Genomic DNA, 6,050 nt, shown 5'->3' on the forward strand with positions numbered 1-6,050 from the left:
CCGTCGCGTCGATCGCCCGGTCGTACGGGCCAGAACGCGTATGAGCATGTCACCGTGGAGGCTTCGCCTCCTGATCGTCTCCCTTCTGACGGTCGCGATCCTCGGAGCCCTCGACCACACGATCGTGTCGACCTCCCTCGCGACCGTCGCAGGAGAACTCGGAGCCCTCGCCCAGATGGGGTGGGTCGTCGTCGGCTACACGCTGGCGAGCACCGTCCTCCTGCCGGTGCTCGGCAAGCTCGGCGACGCGGTGGGACCGCGCGCCGTATTCCTGGTGTCCCTGGTGCTGTTCCTCGTCGCGTCGCTCGCGTGCGGCTTCGCGCAGGACATGCCGCAGCTGATCGCCGCGCGGGTCGTGCAGGGCATGAGCTCGGCGGGCCTGCACCTGATGTCGCAGACGATCGTCGCCCGTGTCACCACCCCGCGCGAGCGGCCGAGGTATCTCGCGATCATCGGCGCCGCCTTCCCCGTCGCGATCCTCGTCGGCCCCGTGCTCGGCGGCCTCATCACGGACTACTGGGGCTGGTCGTGGGTGTTCTGGATCAACATCCCGTTCGGCGTCGCCGCGCTCCTGCTCGCCCTCGTCGCCGTGCCGCATCTGCCCGGCTTCGGCCGGCGCCGGTTCGATGTCGGCGGCTCCGTCTCGTTCGCGGTGGCGATGGTCGCTCTGGTGCTCGCGGTGACGTGGATCGGCGATCCCGCGCTGGCTGCAGCATCCGTCGTCGCCTTCGTCGTGGCGGGCATGGCGTTCGCCGCGTTCTTCCTGATCGAGCTGCGGGCGCCTGAACCCCTGGTTCCCCTGCGGCTGTTCGCCGACCGGACCATCGCGGTCGGCACGGTGCTGTCGGCCATCATCGGCATCGGCCTGTTCTCGATCACGGCGTACCTGCCCACGTACATCCAGATGGCCTACCGCACGAGCGCGACGGTGTCGGGTCTCGTGCCCATCGCGACCGTGTTCGGGATGCTGGTGAGCAATCTCGCGACCGGGTGGCTCGTCAGCCGAACCGGCCACTACCGCGTCTACTGCATCGCGGGCACCGCGCTGAGCGCCGCCGGGCTGTTCGCCATGTCGGTCCTCCCGGTGGGCCTGCCGCTGTGGGTGCCGATGATCCTCATGGCCGTCGTCGGGGTCGGGACCGGCGCGTTCATGAGTCTCGTCATCGCGGTCGTGCAGAGCGCGGCGCCGCGTCGCGACACCGGCAGCATGACGGCCACCGTGAACCTGGTGCGCCAAGTCGGCTCGACCGTCGCGACCGCGATCATCGGCGGTGTGATCGGCTTCGGCGTCGCGGCGCTGCTCCCGTCGTCGCTCGATGCCGCGACCCTGACGCCGCAGTTCGTCCACGACGCGTCCGCCGTGGTGCAGAACCAGGTCGCCGGGATCTACAGCGGCGTCTTCGCTCCCGTGTTCGCGGCGCTCGCCGTCACCTACGCCGCCGGCGTCGTGGCCGCCGTGCTCCTTCCTGCCGGTCGCCTCTCGGACGAGTCCGAGCCCGCACCGGCACCCAGCTCCGAACCCCTCACCGCGTGACCAGAAGAGGTACTCCCATGTCGTCCACCCCCACCGTCGTCATCGTCGGCTCCGGACCGATCGGCTCCGCGTACGCCCGCGTCATCCTCGAGACCAGCCCCGACGCCCGCGTCGTGATGTTCGAGGCCGGCCCGCAACTCACCGCCGTTCCCGGTGAGAGCGTCCGCAACATCGCCGACCCCGACGAGAAGGCCCGTGCCCGCGAGATGTCGCAGGGGCCGCAGTCCGGCGCGTTCCGCGAGAGCCTCGGCATCCCCGCTGGAGTCGTCGTCGAGGGCATGTTCACCGCGCGCCAGGGCACACACCTGCTCGACTTCGGCGGGCCGGGATCCGCGCACGCCGCCACCTTCCCCGCCGCGGCCGCCGCGACGAATGTCGGCGGCCAGGGCGCGCACTGGACCTGCGCGATCCCGCGGCCGGCCTTCAGCGAGAAGGTCGACTTCATCGACGACGCCGAGTGGGAGGATCTCATCTCGACGGCCGAGGGCCTGCTGCACGCGCAGCAGGCGGCGTTCGCGGACTCGGCCATCGGAACGGCGATCCGGTCGCTCCTGAACGACGAGTTCGGTGCCGAGCTGCCCGCCGGCTACGGCGTGGGCACCCTGCCGGTCGCCGGAGACCCGCAGCCCGACGGCTCCATGGTGTGGGCGGGCGCGAACACCGTCCTCGGCCCCCTCATCGAGTCAGGCACCCCGGAGTCGGCGCGGTTCGAGCTGCGCGACCTCACGCTGGTGCGTCGCGTCGAGACCGAGGACGGCGTGGCCACCGGGGTCACGATCGAGGATCTCCGCACGAAAGAGGTTTCGTTCTTCCCGGCCGATGTCGTCGTCGTGGCCGCCGACGCGTTCCGCTCTCCGCAGCTGCTCTGGGCCAGCGGCATCCGTCCCCGCGCCCTCGGGCGCTACCTCACCGAGCACCACGTCGTCATCACGACGGTGGCCCTCGACGAGGAGCGCATGAGCGGTCTGATCACGGACGGCGAGTTCGAGGCCGAGCTCGCGCGTCGCGCCCAGAACGCGGCCGACCCGGTCGCGGCCGTCAACCGGATCCCGTTCTCCGAGCCGGGGCACCCCTTCTCGCTCCAGGTGATGTACGCCGAGAATCCGCCGTTCCAGCTCGACCCGTCGCACCCCGCCGCGGGCAACCGCTGGGGCTACGTGAACATGGGCTACGGCGTGCGCAAGCACCCGCGCGTCGAGGACGGCGTCACCTTCGACGACAGCGAGCTCGACTACCGCGGCTTCCCGAACATGACGATCGAGTACGCGCTGACGGTTGCCGAGCAGCCCGAGCTCGACGAGGCCACCGCGCGCGTCCGCCGGGCCGGCGCCGCCCTCGGCGCCTTCGTCGCCGAGCCTCGACTGCTGCCGAACGGCTCGAGTCTGCATTACATGGGCACCCTGCGGATGGGGTCGGCCGACGACGGCACGTCGGTCGCGGACCCGTACTCGCGCGTATGGGGCTATGACAATCTCGTCGTCGGCGGGAACGCCCTGATCCCGACGGCCAACACGATGAACCCGACGCTCATGAGCGTCGCGATCGCCGTCCGCGGCGCCCGCAAGCTCGTCGAGCAGCTGGACGCCGCGCGGGTCGAGGAGGTCGCCCGATGACGGATGCTGCGGCCCGCGCCGCGAACCGTGCGGTGGTCGAGGCGTTCTTCACGTCGAACCTCGACAACCCGGCCGAGCGCATCGCCCTGTGGCACCCGGACGGGGTGAAGGAGCTGCCGTTCGCACCCTCCGAGCTGCCCAAGACGCGGTGGGAGGGCCGCGACGACATCGTCGCCAACACCCACGCGAACGCGGGCATGTTCGAGAACGTGGTGCACACCGACCTCGTGATCCACGACTGCGTCGACCCGGGCCTCTTCTTCGTGACGAGCCGCATGGTCGACGAGGCGAGGTTCCTCGGGGAGCCCTACCCGCAGTCGTTCGTACACCTGATCCGCGTGCAGGACGGCGCGGTGATCCTGCAGCAGGAGTTCTTCAACTCGGAGATCCTCGCGGGCGCCGAGCGCGCCGCCCGGGCGAAGGGACGCACCCCGCTCGGGTCCTGACCCGCGTCCGAACTCCTCACTCTCGGCCCTCAACCCCGGCGCGCTGCCGTTGCGGGGCCCGACGTGCGCCGATTCTGAGGAGTTGCGGCATCGGGTGCGGCATCCCGTCGCCGCCGTCTCCGCTCCCGCTGGCTGGCGGGGGCCAGGCGCAGGGTGACGACATCGCGCGTTCTCGCCGAGGTGACGGGATCCGCGCGTACGGAACGTGTCACCTCGGCGAGATCGCATGATCTCGGCGCTGCTGGACCGGTCGGGACGCGCCGGCTCGCTCGGGTCAGCGGCCGGCGATGCGGTCGGCCATGAACTTGGCCCCGGCGGACGACGTCGCACCTCCGTCGACGGGGATCTCCGCTCCGGTGAGATACGACGCGGCGTCCGACAGCAGGAACGCGACCGCCTCGGCGACCTCGTCCGCCTGCCCGAGCCTATCCAGCGGGGTCAGGGCGAGCTGCGCCGCGCGCATCGCCTCGGGTGCGTTCGCGGTCATCGGCGTCTCGATGAAGCCGGGGTGCACGACGTTGACACGGATGCCTCGCGCCCCGAGCTCCGTCGCCGCGACATGGGTGAGGCCGCGCAGCCCCCACTTCGACGTCGTGTACGCCACGGGGTAGTGCGCATTGAGCGCCGCCGACGAGCCGATGTTCACGATCGACGAGCCCGGGCCCATGAGCGGCGCGAGCGCCTGGATGCCGAGCATCGGCCCGGTGAGGTTGACCGCGAGCACGCGATCCCAGTCCGCACGATCGACGGCGCCGAGCCGCGCACGATGCGTGATACCGGCGTTGTTCACTAGGCCGCGGAGAGGTTCGCCGTCGAGCACTTCCGCCAGGTAGTCGGCGAGAGCCGTCCAGTCGCGCTCGTCCGACACGTCGAGCCGCCGGTACTCGACGCCCGAAGTAACGGCGGTGGCGGCATTCATCACATCCGTGGCAATGACGCGTGCGCCCGCTTCCGCGAGTACGCGCGCCTCCGCCGCACCCTGTCCGCCTCCCGCCCCGGTGACGACGATCGTGCGTCCCTCGAGCCCCGGATACCTGGTCATAGACGCGACGCTAGCCCGCCGTGACGCCCGCGGGAACCGGCATCCGCTGATGCCGCGCATCGGAATCCCCGAACCTGCGCCGACGCCTCGCGCGCGAGGATGAGCACATGGAATCCTCGCCGCTCGCACCTGCGCGGCTCTTCTCGTGCGCGGGCCAGGTCGCCGTGGTCACGGGCGCCGCGACCGGCATCGGGCGCGCGGCCGCCGAGGCGCTCGCCGCAGCGGGTGCGCGCGTGGTCCTCGCGGGCCTGGCCTCGTCGGAGCCCGAGCGCGCCGCGGCGGACCTCGTCGCCCAGGGCGCCGATGCGATCGGCGTCGCGTGCGACGTGACGGATGCCGCGGCCCTCACCGGTCTCGTCGACACCGTGGTGCGGCGATTCGGGCGGCTCGACACCGTCGCCGCGAACGCCGGAGCCGCGCTCGACGACCCGGACGCCGACGCCATCGAGCGGCTCGACCGTATGTTCGACCTCCACGTGCGCTCGGTCGCACGGCTGGCCGACCTCGCTCTGCCCGTCATGGCCGACGGCGGCGGGGGAGCCTTCATCGTGATGTCGAGCCTGTCGGGCTTGCGCGGCAACCGGCTGTTGTCGGGCTACGGCGTCACGAAGGCCGCGAACGCCCAGCTCGCTCGCAATCTGGCCGTGCAGTGGGGCTCACGCGGCATCCGCGCGAACGCGATCTCGCCCGGCGTCATCGCGACGGACTTCGCCCGCCCGATCACCGACGACCCGTCCGCCGCCCCCGTGCGCCTCGCGAAGACGCCGCTCGGCCGCTTCGGCACACCGGCGGAGGTCGCCGGTGCCGTCGTTTGGCTGGCGTCGCCCGCCGGCGCGTTCGTGAGCGGTCAGAACATCGTGATCGACGGCGGCACCCTCATCTCGGACTGAGGATCACGCCCCCGGGCGATACCGACCCACCAGTTTCGGGATCCACCTCGTGAAGACAGACGAGCAGAGGCGACAGGGTGGGGTTCACCCACCCCAGTCGACGGCTTGGATCGATTAGCCTTGTCTAGCGCCACTCAATCGGCCGCGGCTGAAGTGCATCCGACATCGCCGCCAGTGGCACGCAGGTGGCACGAGGTGAGACCATCGCCGTAAAATCCGCGAGATTCCAGGCTTCACAGCGCATCGGGCAAGAACTGGGACTTCTAGAAGTTCTGGAACCCGCTTCGCCCGTATAGGGCGGCTGAGAGGCCCGGACCCGCAGGATTCTGCGGGTCCGGGCCTCTTTCGTGCCTTCTCTGCGGCCGACAGAGGAGGACTGAGATGGACATGAATTGCCGTTCGGTCGGGCATGCGGGGGGGGGGGGGGGGGGGGGGGCCGGGCCCCCCCCCTGGGGGGGGGGGGGGGGGGGATGGGGACGGCCACCGCCTCAAACCCCGTGTGGAGCCCGCGCCCCCCCGCCCCCC

General features: G+C 71.2%; 5 protein-coding genes. 4 read left to right on the top strand and 1 reads right to left on the bottom strand.

Translation table 11 applies throughout. The annotated features are described in order from the left end of the window. Positions 1 to 40 precede the first annotated feature (40 nt). Genes IM767_RS10680 through IM767_RS10690 form a run of 3 tightly spaced genes read left to right on the top strand, consistent with a single transcriptional unit; the run spans position 41 to position 3,593 of the window. The gene (locus IM767_RS10680; RefSeq protein ID WP_109210337.1) at positions 41 to 1,534 is read left to right on the top strand and encodes an MFS transporter; all 1,494 of its coding nucleotides are present in this window, start codon (positions 41 to 43) and stop codon (positions 1,532 to 1,534) included. Positions 1,535 to 1,551: 17 nt separating this feature from the next. Further along, positions 1,552 to 3,147 (top strand): GMC oxidoreductase, encoded by a 1,596-nt coding sequence (locus IM767_RS10685; protein WP_109210338.1) that lies wholly within the window; start codon positions 1,552 to 1,554, stop codon positions 3,145 to 3,147. After that, entirely contained in the window at positions 3,144 to 3,593 is a 450-nt protein-coding gene (locus tag IM767_RS10690; RefSeq protein ID WP_109210339.1) for a nuclear transport factor 2 family protein, read from the top strand. Before IM767_RS10685 ends, IM767_RS10690 begins: the two co-directional genes overlap by 4 nt. A 274-nt stretch (positions 3,594 to 3,867) precedes the next feature. Here the strand turns inward: IM767_RS10690 and IM767_RS10695 are convergent, their stop codons facing one another. Next, entirely contained in the window at positions 3,868 to 4,635 is a 768-nt protein-coding gene (locus IM767_RS10695) for an SDR family NAD(P)-dependent oxidoreductase (protein WP_239453281.1), read from the bottom strand. Positions 4,636 to 4,742: 107 nt separating this feature from the next. On the opposite strand from IM767_RS10695, the gene IM767_RS10700 reads away from it, so the two are divergent. Beyond that, positions 4,743 to 5,525 carry an SDR family NAD(P)-dependent oxidoreductase gene (locus IM767_RS10700; protein ID WP_109210341.1) on the top strand — a complete coding sequence of 261 codons (783 nt, stop codon included), beginning with the start codon at positions 4,743 to 4,745 and terminating at the stop codon, positions 5,523 to 5,525. Positions 5,526 to 6,050 lie beyond the last annotated feature (525 nt).

Source organism: Microbacterium ureisolvens (genome assembly GCF_015278315.1).
Lineage (GTDB): Bacteria > Actinomycetota > Actinomycetes > Actinomycetales > Microbacteriaceae > Microbacterium > Microbacterium ureisolvens.